11 protein-coding genes and 1 riboswitch are annotated in these 13,749 nt (G+C 45.2%); of the genes, 2 read left to right on the forward strand and 9 right to left on the reverse strand.

The window, feature by feature from the left end:
* Window positions 1–20: 20 nt before the first annotated feature.
* The 4 genes from M3193_RS07875 to M3193_RS07890 form a co-directional block, all read right to left on the reverse strand.
* Complete coding sequence (locus M3193_RS07875) at window positions 21–791, reverse strand: hypothetical protein (protein ID WP_251625847.1); 771 nt, start codon at window positions 789–791, stop codon at window positions 21–23.
* Between the two features lie 42 nt (window positions 792–833).
* Window positions 834–1,286, reverse strand: coding sequence for a hypothetical protein (locus tag M3193_RS07880; RefSeq protein ID WP_251625850.1), 453 nt, complete (start codon window positions 1,284–1,286; stop codon window positions 834–836).
* Between the two features lie 375 nt (window positions 1,287–1,661).
* Complete coding sequence (locus M3193_RS07885) at window positions 1,662–2,303, reverse strand: response regulator (protein WP_251625853.1); 642 nt, start codon at window positions 2,301–2,303, stop codon at window positions 1,662–1,664.
* A 174-nt stretch (window positions 2,304–2,477) separates the two neighbouring features.
* Window positions 2,478–2,561: riboswitch (cyclic di-GMP riboswitch) on the reverse strand.
* A 186-nt stretch (window positions 2,562–2,747) separates the two neighbouring features.
* Window positions 2,748–4,391, reverse strand: coding sequence for a glycerol-3-phosphate dehydrogenase/oxidase (locus tag M3193_RS07890; RefSeq protein ID WP_251625856.1), 1,644 nt, complete (start codon window positions 4,389–4,391; stop codon window positions 2,748–2,750).
* Window positions 4,392–4,566: 175 nt separating this feature from the next.
* On the opposite strand from M3193_RS07890, the gene M3193_RS07895 reads away from it, so the two are divergent.
* The gene (locus M3193_RS07895; protein ID WP_251625860.1) at window positions 4,567–5,130 is read left to right on the forward strand and encodes a glycerol-3-phosphate responsive antiterminator; all 564 of its coding nucleotides are present in this window, start codon (window positions 4,567–4,569) and stop codon (window positions 5,128–5,130) included.
* On the opposite strand, the gene M3193_RS07900 is transcribed toward M3193_RS07895, so the two are convergent.
* The 4 genes from M3193_RS07900 to M3193_RS07915 are packed head-to-tail and all read right to left on the reverse strand — an operon-like array spanning window position 5,125 to window position 9,842.
* Window positions 5,125–5,901: an HAD-IIA family hydrolase gene (locus M3193_RS07900; protein WP_251625863.1), complete on the reverse strand. Its 777-nt coding sequence runs from the start codon at window positions 5,899–5,901 to the stop codon at window positions 5,125–5,127. The genes M3193_RS07895 and M3193_RS07900 overlap by 6 nt on opposite strands.
* A gap of 59 nt (window positions 5,902–5,960) precedes the next feature.
* Window positions 5,961–7,664, reverse strand: a complete 1,704-nt coding sequence (locus M3193_RS07905; RefSeq protein ID WP_251625867.1) for an ABC transporter permease — start codon at window positions 7,662–7,664, stop codon at window positions 5,961–5,963.
* Entirely contained in the window at window positions 7,661–8,791 is a 1,131-nt protein-coding gene (locus M3193_RS07910) for an ABC transporter ATP-binding protein (protein ID WP_251625870.1), read from the reverse strand. The genes M3193_RS07905 and M3193_RS07910 overlap by 4 nt, the downstream gene beginning before the upstream one ends.
* 16 nt (window positions 8,792–8,807) lie before the next feature.
* Entirely contained in the window at window positions 8,808–9,842 is a 1,035-nt protein-coding gene (locus M3193_RS07915) for an ABC transporter substrate-binding protein (protein WP_251625873.1), read from the reverse strand.
* 407 nt (window positions 9,843–10,249) lie between these two features.
* Between M3193_RS07915 and M3193_RS07920 the strand changes: the two genes are divergently transcribed.
* Window positions 10,250–12,565 (forward strand): glycerophosphodiester phosphodiesterase family protein, encoded by a 2,316-nt coding sequence (locus tag M3193_RS07920; protein WP_251625877.1) that lies wholly within the window; start codon window positions 10,250–10,252, stop codon window positions 12,563–12,565.
* Between the two features lie 278 nt (window positions 12,566–12,843).
* Here the strand turns inward: M3193_RS07920 and murQ are convergent, their stop codons facing one another.
* Complete coding sequence (gene murQ / locus M3193_RS07925) at window positions 12,844–13,749, reverse strand: N-acetylmuramic acid 6-phosphate etherase (RefSeq protein WP_251625880.1); 906 nt, start codon at window positions 13,747–13,749, stop codon at window positions 12,844–12,846.

Genomic DNA, 13,749 nt, shown 5'->3' on the forward strand with positions numbered 1-13,749 from the left:
TATTAACATTTCACCTATTTTCAGATTCCGTCAACAAGAGCATCTAATGCTTCTTTTGCATCTTGTTCAAGTTCATCAGCTTTATCCCGAATTAATTCTGCTTGTTCTTCTACGAGATCATTTTTAATTTGAGTGATTTGACCACGTAACTCTTCAATTTTTTTGTCAATGTCCGCTTTTAAGGTCTTTACTTCTGTATCCGCTTGAGTGTTTATTTCTGTAGTAATTGCGGCTTTGGCATTACTAATCGCAGTATCTAACGCTGACACCGCCCTCGTTTTAGCAGCATCTAAATCAGTTTGAACTTTATCTAGAGCTAATTGTCCCTTATTTCCCGTAAAAGCTTCTAAATCATTTTTAGCGTACTCTTGTGCTACTCCACCCAATCTATTAAGTTCAGTAATTGCATCTGTATAAATCTTATGAAAATCTTGACCCATACCAGCCATAATTTGGCCTTTAGCAGTATTTACAGCACCAATATAACCTTGGCTGGCAGTATTAATGGCCGTTGAAGCTCTATTGATTTCATAATTTCTTGTACTATTAATACTACCTTCTGCGTCAGTTTTCATTCCATTGTATTCATTTTGCAAACCAGGTAGCTTTCCTGCAGCGTATCCACCCAATTGACTCTCCATTGAACCCACCGCGCCATCAAATACGCCATCATACCAAGACTTTAGTGCTCCACCAACGTCCTTATTAGCAAATGCCATTCCTACACCGGATAGTAATCCTACCGAAATTGTTCCTGCCATGATTTTCTTTTTTAGTGGTGTCATTTTCATTTAAAATTCCTCCTAAGTTTTGTTGTTTCTTATTTTTAGGATTCACTTTTCAGTGAATCCGTCAAAATCATTGTCAGATAAAAGTTCAGATAAAATGTCGAAAGCTTCTTTCTCGATTACCATTTGTGTTTCTTGCATTTCTTGTTCAACTTCCATGAGATCCAATTGTATAAGTGATTCCTTTGTTTCTTCCAACCGCTGAAGGTAATCCTTTTTATAATTCTCGATATCTCCTTTTGCACTACCAGAAGCGATCAGAAAGAAATCACTCAGTTTCTGCTCAATCTCTTTTAGCAACTGCTCTTCTTGCGTTTCTACTGATTTCTTCATAGAGCTGAATCCAACTTGCACCTCTTTATTCATCTGTTCAGACACCGAATGTAACTGTTGCCTATACCAGTCTGAAAAGGTCAAGCCTGATGTCGATTGGGCATATATTGAAGTACCAATAAAAAGGAAAGAGCATATTACCAATGCAACTACAATCTTTCTCACAATCACCTACCCCCTACTCATTCTCTGAGAAGCATCATTCATTTCAGTAAAAATTGTTACGATGATTCTCGTCAGCTCCCCGTTGTCATAGTGCAAGATGCCTGATGAGCTGTGTTTTTTTAACTATTTTTAGTATAGAGTCAATTCCAATGTCCTACACACCTCTACCGGCTACTTTTACGCTATCCTTTAGATACTTCATGTTATACGCTTTTGTAATCCGCCCTACTACCTTTGTCGTAATTGGTAGACGAAAGTATAATACCGAGTAGGCTTATTCATAGAACCACTACACCTTTCAACGCTAAAACGCCAGATCCCCTTCGAACAGGATCTGGCGTTTTTGCTATTAATTGTATTTTTTCAAATTAACAGTTAATTAACAACGTATCGGACTAGACCTTTTGCATTAGCGTATAAAGCTGCTTGGGTCCTATCTGCCAAATTCAACTTTGCCAATACTTGACTGACATGTTTCTTAACTGTGTACTCCGTTACGTATAATATCTGGGAGATTTCCTTATTGGATAACCCTTTACCAAGTTCCATTAGTACTTCCATTTCTTTTGGAGTCAACTTGTCGACATCTTCAGTTGCTTTAGTAGATTTCCGAGATTTAAAAATGGCCTCAAATAGTCTTTGGTCGAAATAGTTCCGACCATTACTGATCATTCGCAATGCATGTATGAGTTCTTCAGGCAATGATTCTTTTAATATATAGCCAGAAACCCCTAAGCTTTTAGCCGCCTTAAAATCTTCTTCGCCGGATGTAGAGGACAATACCACAAATTCACAAACGACCCCTTGATTTTTTGCTTCTGCTATTAATTCTAAGCCGGATTCACCCCCTAATTGGAGGTCTACGATAGCAATATCAGGTCTCAACGAAGTAAAGACGGACAGGGCTTCCTTACTATTAGAAGCCTCCCCCACTATGTTCATTATTCCCTCATTGATAAGAATGGAAGATAACCCTTTTCTAATTAAAGGATGATCATCGACAATTACTATATTCATAAACCGAAAACCTCTCTCAATTTTTAGTTTGATCTCTATGCTCATCGTTGTTGTCAATAAACAAATATCGGAGTAGATCCTGCAACTTTAACTACTAATAACCTAGAATAACAGCTATACATACGACTCCCCCTTGTTAAATAATAAAAACCTAACTAAATTCGGAATATCCGAATTTAATCAGGCCGGTTGCACCAATAACTCCATACGCCCCAGGTGCCCAAATACAGAACGTATTTCACAGTATCCATCTTCTGTTTCATATTCTAATAACATTGTAAGCCAAATATCCCGTATATATTGTCATATAACGGAGCAATTCAACTACTATTTTTGGTATTTTCTGTCTGCAAACGTCGAATATATAGTATCCTGTTTCAATGGCCAAAACAGCAAGCTAACCAATCTCAAAACCGGTCAGCTTGCTGTTTCAATTATAAAACATCACCTCTCCCCAGCCTCCCAAATCCGAGCCTCCAACTCCCCCCAACACAACTCCTTCTCCTCATCTGTCCATCCCATCAAAATAGCCATATACTCAATAACATCCTTTTTCCACTTATTCACCCAATCGATGTCGAACAATACCGCGCCCGTCCGTCGAATGAAATAATCGCTTGGGGTTAGGGACATTTCTTCTTCGATCGCGTAGTGAAGGGTCAGTTTGATGGCTAGCGGCAAATCGGTTTCATTCAAAACCTGGTCCGCATACCTAAGCACTGATTCCGTATTGGTGGCGTATGTCGCGAGGATGCTAGTCGCATCGACCACTGAGATTCCCACCTTTGCAACTTCCCCAGCCCTGTCGTGTATAAATCGCGAATACTCTTCTGGTCTCTCAAACTCGCCACCCGATAACTTCAAGCGCTTTGTCACGGATTTGGAGCAATCCTTCCCTTCTTCATATAGCTGCTCACAAACCATATCCGTCACCGTCTCCGCCATTTTCCGGTACCCGGTCAGCTTTCCGCCGGCAATTGTAATCAACCCGGTGTCCGATGTCCAAATTTCATCTTTCCTCGAAATTTCGGACGGTCCTTTCCCTTCCTGCCGGATGAGCGGTCGTACTCCTGCCCAGGAGGATTCGATGTCATGCATGCCGAGCTGCACTTTCGGGAACATGAATGCAATGCTCGCCAACAAGTATTGTTTATCCTCTTCCGTTATTTCAGGATGGATCAAATCGCTATGATACTCGGTGTCTGTTGTACCCACATATGTCTTTCCATTCCGCGGAATGGCAAATACCATCCGGCCGTCCGGTGTGTCGAAGTAGACGGCTTGTTTCAACGGAAACTTGCCGCCATCGATGACGATATGAACACCTTTTGAATGGAAGAGACTCTTCCCTTCGATATCCTTATCCATCCCGATGACATCTTCAACCCATGGACCTGTTGCGTTGATAATCTTTTTGCCAAAAACATGATATTGATCACCACTGAACATATCCTTAAACTGCAAACCCGACACCTTACCATCCGCGCCATACGTGAACGACTCCGCCTTCACATAAGTAAGCAAGTCTGCCCCCTTCGCAAAAGCAGTTTTCGCCACTTCGATCGTCAACCTTGCATCATCCGTCCGATATTCCACATAATAGCCTGCGCCGAGTAATCCTTTCCTATTTAATAAAGGCTCCTTCCTCAACGCTTCCTTCTCCGTCAACATTTTCCGGCGCTCTTTCTTCTTCACGCCCGCCAGGAAATCATACACCTTCAATCCTAACGATGTGGAATACTTCCCGAATGTGCCTTTGCGGTAAATCGGCAAGAGCATCCATTCAGGGTGTGTGACATGGGGAGCATTCCGATAGACGACCTCCCTCTCCTTCCCCACTTCCGCGACCATGCCGACTTCAAATTGCTTCAGATAACGCAGCCCGCCATGGACAAGTTTCGTGGATCGGCTTGAAGTCCCCGCTGCAATATCCTGCATCTCGATAACAAGCGTCTTCAATCCCCTCGTCACACAGTCAAGGGCGATGCCCGTCCCCGTTATTCCGCCACCGATAATAATGACATCGTATTGCTTGTTTTCAATAACGTTCAATAGTTCCCGTCTGCCGGTAAATGAAAATGATTTCATCTGTAAAACGCTCCTATCATTGAAAAAGACCATTACAATAGCCCTGCTCAATGCAGGGTAATTGTAATGGCCTTCTCTCGTAATCTCTGACCTTATGAAATTTTCCTTTTCCTTACTACACGCTATGGTATTATAATAGTACACCACTTCGCATTTTTCGAAAGGATGAATAAATTTGAGTCTAGTTGACATGGTCGAATCCCAAATGATTGCCTCCGTAAAGAATGAGGAGGATTTGCAGCACGCCCTCACGTCCAATTGCAACATCGTCTTTCTGCTCACCGGGAATTTGATGACCATTGCAGACTATATTCGGCAGCTACGCGAGGCGGACAAGTATGTCTTTCTTCATCTCGACTTCATCGACGGCCTCTCCAATTCCAAAAATGCGCTCAACTACGTCGCAGAGTACTGGAATCCTACAGGCATCATAACAACGAAAAGTCATATTGTGAAAATGGCAAATGAAGTTGGATTGAAAACCATTCAACGCATCTTCCTCATCGATCGCGCTGCCATAAAAAAAGGAATCGAGATGGTCAAATCCTGTCAACCGGACGCCGTCGAAATTCTTCCTGGCATCATTCCGAAAGTCATCGACCAACTCTCAAGGGAACTTGATTACCCAATCATTGCTGGCGGATTGGTCACTAATCTTTCGGAGGTCCATGAAGCCCTGGAAGCAGGTGCTCTGGCGGTTTCCTCCGGTGACCCTGCAATGTGGAAATTCGATTTATAATGTAATAAGATCCTTGACGCTGTCCAATACGAGTTCAGGTATATGCTCGGAACCTTCCAGCATTTCTTCAGTCGTAATGCCGGACAGGACAAGCACGGAGTGGATACCGGCATCGTTCGCCATCTTTACATCCGTTTCCAGGCGATCACCTACCATAAAGCATTCATCCGCTTTCATGCCGAGCACATTGTCCAGTACATATTCAGCCATCAATGAAGAAGGCTTTCCAGTGATCATCTTCACCGGCTCGCCGGTCGCGCCTTCAAGGGCACCAATCATTGCGCCGCAATCCGGGATTTCGCCATCCTTGACCGGACAAGTACGATCCGGATTGGTCGCAAGTATTTCGGCTCCATTCCGCCATGCTTGGAAGGCATTGTTCAATTTATCATACGTGAATTGCCGGTCCCAGCCCAACACCACATGAGATGCGCTGGCGGGGACATCCGCCAGCTTTATGTTTGCATCCGCCAGTTCCTCGAATAAAGGCTCTTCGCCGATCACGTAAGCAGAATCCCCCTCGCCCATGACCGTTTTCAAATAGTGCGCAGTAATATAATTCGAATTAATGACCTCGCTGAGTTCGACTTCAATCCCGAGACGGTTCAACTTCTCAACATACTCCTTGCGATTCGCAATTGATTTATTCGTAAGGAACACGACTTTATCCCCGCGGCCTTTCAACGCTTTTATCACTTCAGGCGCCCCGTCGATAATATGGTCGCCAAGATAAATAGTCCCATCCAAATCAAAGATAAACCCCTTCAACACCCTCACTCCAAGTCAGTCCATAACGGTATTTGTGTACAAGCCCCAATTCCCTCTTCCAATTAAAGACGTTGTTTCTTCCCGATAATATTCGCAATGCCTTGCAGAACGAGCACTAAGACGACAAGGACGACAGACATCGCAGCTGCTGAATAGTACTCCGCACGTAGGATGTTCTGGAAGATCGCCAAACTCATCGGTGCCCATTCAGGCGGCGCCAGCAGGATTGAAACACTTGCCTCTTTGATGACTGTAATGAAAACAAGCACCGATCCGGCTGCAATTCCAGGCAGCATTAGCGGACCTACGATTGTAATCGCCGCAGTCAGAGGGGTGGCCCCCAGATTCACCGCCGCTTCTTCAATGTCCTGTTTGATCGCCCGCATGGATCCCATCGTTGAACGGACCATATAAGGAAGTCGTCGGATCGTATAAGCGATGATCAATAGCACAGCAGTCCCCGTCAATTGGAGAGGCATCGTATTGAATGTCTGGATCAGCGCGATCCCGAACGCGATTCCCGGTACGACCAACGGAATGGAAGCGATGAAATCCAGTTTCGCCGAATTCTGCCGGACGACGAAGTAGGATACAAATGTTGCGATGATCACACTTAGCACCAACGCGCCAGTCGCAAGCATGATACTGTTCTGGATATTGCCCATCGACGTTGAAAAGATCGTTTTATAATGGTTCAATGTATAGCCGCTCGGCAATAAATCCTTGCCCCAGGTCGTTGCAACCGATTGAAGAGCAACGGAAAGCATCGCCAATAGCGGAATCAAGACGACAAAGAGGGAATAGCCGGACAGCACGCGCGTCAATAATTTATTCTCAATCAGCTTCTGCTGCTTCGGCTTCCCGGAAACCGAGCCATAGTTCTTCCCCTTCGTATAGAGATGCTGTAAATAGAAGAAGAATGCCGCCACGATCACCATGACTACCGTCAGTATGGCTGCCCCGCCCCAGTTGAAGAACCCGGAAATCTCGCGATACGCTTCAACGACAAGCAAATTCAATTCTTTTGGTGCAAGCACAATCGGACTTCCGAAATCCGAGAAGCTCACCGTAAAGATGAGCAATGCGCTCGAGATGACGCCCGGCAAAGCAAGCGGGAACGTCACGAAGATGAAAGTGAACCAGTTTTTCGCCCCGAGATTTTGGGAAGCCTCTTCCAAACTGATATCACTGACTTTGAATGCCGCCACCAACGGCCATAATGCGTATGGGAAAAAGAAGAATACTTGCACGGCGACAACCCCAGCCATCGAATAGGGGTTCAACAACATGCCTTCCCCGCCCAGAGCGTTATAGATCTGCGTCACCCAACCGGCACGTCCGAACATGATGATAAACGCATATGCGGAAATGAACGTCGGTACGATCAATGGAATCATGCATAATGCGGAAATCGTCTTTTTAAAAGGCATTTTCGTCCTTGCAATTCCATATGCAAGGGGAATACAAACGAGGATAATGATGATGGTGACGGTAAACGCCAACGCAAGGCTGTTTTTCAATGCCGAGAAATACCCTTTGCCCGAGAAGATCCTCTTATAATTATCCAATGAAATGTTCTTGAACTTCTCAAGCGTTGAATTGAAAATAGCCGGATCCGTCAAGGAACCTAATAGATTTGTCGGTTCCCCGGTGAAACTGACCACGAATACGGAGAGAAGCGGCAGCAGCATGAACAGGCCAAAGAATGCATAAATAAGTACTTTTACGACCGTCAGACCATTGAAGCTGTTTTTGATACGGTTCATATTAACAGCACCCTCTCGTGGTCCACAGTCAACTTCACTTTCTTCCCTTCCTCAAAAATATTAGCGCCTGAGGAATACGTTGTATCGACAACCAATTGATAGGATCCGACTTGGACGTCATACCTGACAATCGACCCTAAATAAGTGGACATGATAACAGTTCCTTCAATTACATTCGTCGTCGCATGATCGATCACACTGTCCGCAGCTTCCACTTTTACATGTTCCGGACGGATGATGACATCCACTTCTTTTTTCTTCGCTTTAGTGGATGATCGGAGTAAAAACCCTTCCCCTTTGACGACAGTGAATCCATTCTCTTCGCCTTCGACAGTGCCTTTCAAAATGTTAGAAGTGCCGACGAAATTTGCGATGAATGGCGTAGACGGATTACTGTACAGCTCTGTCGGAGTTCCGATTTGAACAATTTGGCCTTTATCCATGACCGCAACACGGTCCGCCATGCTCATCGCTTCTTCTTGGTCGTGCGTGACGAAGATCGTCGTAATGCCCAAATCCTGCTGAATCGTACGGATCGTGTTCCTCATCGAATGCCGCAGTTTCTGATCCAAGTTGGACAATGGCTCATCCATCAGAAGAACCGCGGGCTCCATGACCAATGCTCTTGCAAGGGCCACACGCTGCTGTTGGCCGCCCGACAGTTCGCTCGTCAACCGTTCCGCATGATTTTCCAATTCAACATACTCTAATATTTCCATTACTTTTTTCTTCAGATCGTCCGGATATTTTCCGAACCGCTTCGTCAAGAGACGTGCATAGATCCCCATCTGTTTAATCGGATTGCTCGCATTGAGCTGCTTGATGTTCAAGCTGTACGCTACGTTTTCAAACACATTCATATGTGGAAATAATGCATAGCTTTGAAAGACCATACCGCAATTCCGCCGGTTTGCCGGAATTTTTTCCACTTCACGATTTCCTATGTAGATGGATCCCGACGTAGGATTTTCGAAACCGGCAATACACCGCATCGTTGTCGTTTTCCCACATCCCGAAGGACCGAGAAGAGCGAAAAATTCGCCCTCCTCGATATCAAGGTTAATGTCGTGAAGGGCAGTAAAGTCCCCAAACGTTTTTGTCATGTTCTTAATTTTCACTGACCCCATACATATTCACCCTTATTTATTGAAATTTGTCTTTCCAATCGTTACGGACGCGATCGTAGTTTGCATTCACCCAATCGATATCTAGATCGACAGCATGTTCTTTCACCTTGTCGAGCGTCAATGGAGTTTTAGATTCTACGTCCGGGTTGATCGGGATATGATACCAATCCGCCATGATCTGCTGAGCTTCTTTTGATAGAAGGAAATCCATGAACTTCTTGCCGCCTTCAGCATTCGGACCGCCTTCAATCAATGTTGCAGGATTGACGAGCACCGGTGTCTTATCAGGAACGATGAAGTCGACCGTTTCCCCTTTTGCCTTTTGCTCATACGCCATGAAGTCGAAACCGACGCCGATATGCGCTTCACCCATCGCTACAGCTTTCGTAGGAGCTGAACCGGAGTCAGGGATTGAGTTTGCTTGCTTAACAAGTTTTTCGAAGTATTTCCAGGCTTCGTCTTCACCTTGCTGCATCATTTGGTCCATAACCATTAGAGTTGCTGTACCGGATGCTGCAGGGTTCGGGAACTGAATTTTCCCTTCCCATTTCGGGTCAAGCAAGTCTGCCCACGTCTTCGGAGCCTCTTCTTCAGTCACCAAGTCCGTGTTATAAGAAAACCCTAATACGAAAAGTTCTACGCCGACATACTTACCGTCTTGATGCTTTAATTTAATGCCATTTTCCACAACATCCCAATCCGCTGCGAAATCCGGGATATAAGAAGCAAGGATGCCACGGTCTACCGCCGCCTCAAAAGGAAGGATCCCTCCACCGCCGTACCAGACGTCAGCTTTCGGATTGTCTTTCTCTGCCATCATCTGATTGACAAGGATATTCGTACCGGCGTAATGCACATCGACTTTATCGCCATGTACCTCTTCATACTTCTGCGCCAATTCCTTCGTGAAATCAGGCGTTTCCGGTGAATAAAGAGTGATCCTGCCCCCTCCTTTTCCATCTCCATCGCCTTCTGAAGCTCCCCCTGCACAACCTGCCAGCAACCCTGCAGCCAACAAGACACTCGCAGCCAACCCACCAAATCTTTTCATACAAATCCCCCTAAGATTTTATTAGGCAAGAAAAAAGAGAGGAACGCCAAATGAACCCCTTTTCCAGAAAGAGCTTACATTCTAGGCTTTCTTCTCATCGTCTCTGCCTATATTCAACTACCCATAGTATACAATAGATTCATATAATTGCAATAGTTTTCTGTTTTTTTATAATCACTATTTGCACCTTTCACGCATTTCCATAAATTTATTATGAGTAAGGCTGTAAACCTACAAGGAAACCTAGTTCATTTGAAATGAAATATGTGCAGCATCAGGTTAGAAAGAATTGTTTTTGACCACTTTACAATAATTTAACTTTCAAACAATTAAGAATCATGTATACTTCTAACCGATTGCTACCTAGGTTGCTAGATTGGCAATCTAATCTGAAAGGAGGAATTGGGATGAAGAAAGGGATTAAGAAGTTGGGCATTCTTGGCGTTATCACTTTGGTGGCGGGTCTCGGCTATTTGTTCGGCACTGGCAATATGGCGAGTGCCGATCAGACCGTACTCGTCGAAGAGGATTTTGAACAATTGGATGGCGTGCTGCCGGAAGGATGGAGCGTCATTCAAGGACAAGCATCCGTTGAAGATGGAGCATTGAAGTTGACTTCGCCTTCGTCAGCTTCACCCGCAAGAGTGCTTGTACCGCTCCCCGATAAGAACGGGAACATCGTGTTTGAAGCGGATATGACTTTCGTTTCCGCAGTCGAAGATACTCGGTGGGCATCGATGATGTTCCGTGTGCAATCTGTGAATTATCCATACTATCAATTCGCTGTCCGGAGAGGCACGACAGCATTGAATGGTGCGGAGTTTGCAGAGCGGAATGCCCAGAATAAATGGGTCGTGCCCGAAGCGACATTCTTCACGGAAAAGTTCGAGTACAACAAGCCGTACCGCATCAAAATCATTGCAAGCAATAATCGCGTCCAGCAGTTCATCAATAACAAACTGGTCATCAATACCGACCAAGCGTCCGGTCTGCTGAACGGCGACATCGGCTTCCAAGCGAATGGATCCACTGTCCGATTCGACAATGTGAAAGTTTCATCTTTCGGGCAAGGGTTGCCGCCAGTTGAAAACGCAGGTGCTTTTCTTCCGAAAGAGCCGGAGACGAATATCATAAATGCCCCTACGTTAATCGGACAATCCTTGGCTGCTGCCGAATCTTCAAATACGGCATCCGTGCTCCTGAAAGTTGAACGGAATGGTGCGGGTGAATTGGTGACCGATGGCGTTCCTTTGCATGAAGCGCTCGCCAATGTACAAAACAAGCGCATTCCAATCTTGCACGTCGAAACGGCAGGCATCGAAGAAGCACTCATAGAAAAATTGGATGCTGCACAGACGACTGACGTTCATATCGTCTCGTCCCATCCGGAAATCGTGAAGGCAATCACCAACCTGATGCCTACAGCAAGAGGAGGAATCATCTACAAGAAAAATTCCTTCAACAAGCATGACATTAACGAACTGATCCGGACCGTCCATGCGAGCAATGCAAAAGTCGCGCTCATTCCGGAAAAACTGCTCGATGCGGAAAACGTCCACTACTTGCATACGAGAATGGTTGCTGTATGGGGGATCGGTGCCGAAGATGAAGACCGTGCGCATGCGCTCATCCATACGGGAGCTGACGGCATCATCACGAATAACCCAGCCGCTTCCATCGAGGCGCTTGGAAAGTACCCTGAAAACACGATCGTCAAACGGCCAATCGTCGCCGCCCACCGCGGAGTCCCGTCGCTGGCCCCTGAAAACACAATGGCCGGGTACCGACTTGCTTACGAGCTTGGCGCAGACCAAATCGAAACGGATTTGCAATTGACGAAAGACGGCCATCTCATCATCATGCATGACCTGACCGTAAACCGAACGACAAATGGAACGGGTGCGGTCAAAGATCTGACGTTCGATGAAATCCGTCAGCTCGATGCAGGCATCAAATACAGTGAAGAATTCGCCGGCGAGCAAGTGCCGACATTCAAAGAGTTCCTTCAAGAATTCAAAGGGAAAGACGTCATCCTTCTCGTTGAATTGAAAGGCGTCGGCATCGAAGAGCAAGTGATCCGGGAAATCGAAGAAGAAGGAATGGTCGACCAAGTCGTCCTGCAAAGCTTCGACCTCGGCAGCATGATCGATTCCTTTGAAATAAAACCTGAAATCCCTGTCGGCTACCTGTATTCCGCCGCTGTACCAGCAACGACAGAAGCAAAAATCAAAAATGCCCAAAAGATGATGGACTACGGAACATCGAACCAAGTCACATTGAATGCAAGCTACGGCAGCACATACGAAGAATTCATAACGTACACGCGCCAACGCGGCATGCTGACGATGCACTGGACATTCCGCACTGAAGAGCCGTTCCGCGATAAACTCGCACAAGGACTCATCGGCCCGATCACCGACTACATGCAATGGCTGACAGATTCACCGATCAGACTCGAAACACCGATCAAGAAAATCAACCTGAAGCCAGGCAAAACATCCACAGTCCAAGCAAAAGCCTTTGTCAATTACCGCACAGCTAAAAAGGAGAACATCACCTCCGAACTATTTGTCGCTGAAGACAATGGCGTCGTCAAACTGACTGGCAACACAATCGAAGCTGTCTCTCCCGGAACCGCACAAGTATTCGTGAAGCACACATTCACGATGCTCGGAACGGAATGGAATATTGTCGGGGAGCCGATTGAAGTGATTGTGAAATAGTATAAGGCTGTAGTAAATAAATCCGTAAAGTAAGAAATTATAGAATAAACCGCCCACATCTTTCCTCAGTGGACGGTTTATTCTGATTCAATTATAAGCATTTAACCAATCGAGGAGTCTGCAATGAAATGATGATGACTCCGAAAATCCTGTTAAAATTCAAGTAGAGCATATATGCATTGAAGCTATCGATCCCTTTGGATTTTACAAAATACATAAATGGCGGTCGGCAAACTTATATCTTACTGTTCTTACCATTAGTAAGAGCTCACGCCGTTTTACATGAACCCAAATCCACCCAAAACATCTCGAACTCTTCCTTGGTGTTCTTCCAGTTTTTCACTTATTTCTTCTATTGGTGCGCCTGTTAAAAGGTATACAATAGCGGTCTTGACTTGTTCCTGTGAAATCCTAAAGGATTCCGCTGCTTCTTCATATGTAGCCCCTGTTGCCTCCACAATAATCCGTATAGCCCGATCTTTCAACTTTTCGTTGCTTGCAACTAAATCCACCATTAAATTCTTATATACTTTTCCTGCTTTTATCATCGTGGCGGTTGAGAAAATATTTAACGCCATCTTTTGGGCAGTGCCTGCTTTTAAGCGGGTTGAACCTGCAATCACTTCAGGTCCTGTATCAATCTCTACGGGCACATCAACAAAAGGAGATATCTCCGCTTTTTTATTACAACAAATTAACCCCGTGAAAGCCTGTTGAGATGCGGCATATTGGAGTGCACCCTTTACAAATGGCGTCCTTCCGCTTGCAGTTAATCCGATCACAAGGTCGTTGGAGGTGATTGAATAAGCTTTAAGGGCGGCTATCCCTTCGGACTCACTGTCCTCGACGGTTGGTTTGGAAGTTCGAAGTGCCTCATCACCACCAGCAATGATACCAATGAATTGGTCCGGCTTCAGATTGAAGGTTGGAGGAACTTCTGAAGCATCCAAGACACCCAAACGCCCACTTGAACCTGTTCCTATGTAGAAAATCCGTCCGTTTCTCTGAATACTAGTATATGCAGCATCAACCAACTTAGAGATTTGCGGGAGTTGTGGCCTTATTGCATTTGCAACGGTTTCATCTTCTTTATTCATCAAACTGGCTATTTCAAGAGATGAGCATACGTCAATCCCAATAGTTTTCGGATTGACTTTTTCAGTATTCAATTTCCCTAAATTCAT

Origin of the sequence: Sporosarcina luteola (genome assembly GCF_023715585.1) — a bacterium.
Classification (GTDB): Bacteria; Bacillota; Bacilli; order Bacillales_A; family Planococcaceae; genus Sporosarcina; species Sporosarcina luteola_D.